We start from the raw sequence: 503 nt of genomic DNA, 5'->3' as shown, positions 1-503 counted from the left end.
AAACTAAAAATTTACACTTTTTTTAATTTTATTGTTGCATCCCAATAAACCTTACTCTAATATCTCGCCCCGTACTAAAGCAGTGCCGACTTAGCTCAGCTGGTAGAGCAACTGACTTGTAATCAGTAGGTCAACCGTTCGACTCGGTTAGTCGGCACCACTTTCCTTTTACCGGAAGTGAATTAGTAGAGAATTATCGTGGAGGGGTTCCCGAGCGGCCAAAGGGATCAGACTGTAAATCTGACGGCTCAGCCTTCGCTGGTTCGAATCCAGCTCCCTCCACCACTTTATTCTTGACGGTTAGAGGTAGTTTAAGAACAGATTTTTATGCGGGCATCGTATAATGGCTATTACCTCAGCCTTCCAAGCTGATGATGCGGGTTCGATTCCCGCTGCCCGCTCCAGTTCTTGTGTTGCTGATATAGCTCAGTTGGTAGAGCGCACCCTTGGTAAGGGTGAGGTCGGCAGTTCGACTCTGCCTATCAGCACCAGTCCTAAGAATC

4 tRNA genes are annotated in these 503 nt (G+C 47.1%); all 4 read left to right on the top strand.

Annotated features, from left to right (window positions below):
• The first annotated feature begins 84 nt into the window (after positions 1–84).
• The 4 genes from H4J50_RS19110 to H4J50_RS19095 all read left to right on the top strand — a co-directional run bounded on the left by H4J50_RS19110 (position 85) and on the right by H4J50_RS19095 (position 491).
• Positions 85–160, top strand: a tRNA-Thr gene (locus H4J50_RS19110).
• 40 nt (positions 161–200) lie between these two features.
• A tRNA-Tyr gene (locus tag H4J50_RS19105) sits at positions 201–285 on the top strand.
• A 44-nt stretch (positions 286–329) separates the two neighbouring features.
• Positions 330–404 (top strand) — tRNA-Gly (locus H4J50_RS19100).
• Between the two features lie 11 nt (positions 405–415).
• Positions 416–491 (top strand) — tRNA-Thr (locus H4J50_RS19095).
• The last annotated feature ends 12 nt before the right edge of the window (positions 492–503 follow it).

The organism is Colwellia sp. 6M3, from assembly GCF_014077595.1.
Lineage (GTDB): Bacteria > Pseudomonadota > Gammaproteobacteria > Enterobacterales > Alteromonadaceae > Cognaticolwellia.
The sequence above is the reverse complement of the archived record's forward strand: the minus strand, read 5'-3'. Positions and strand labels throughout refer to the sequence as shown.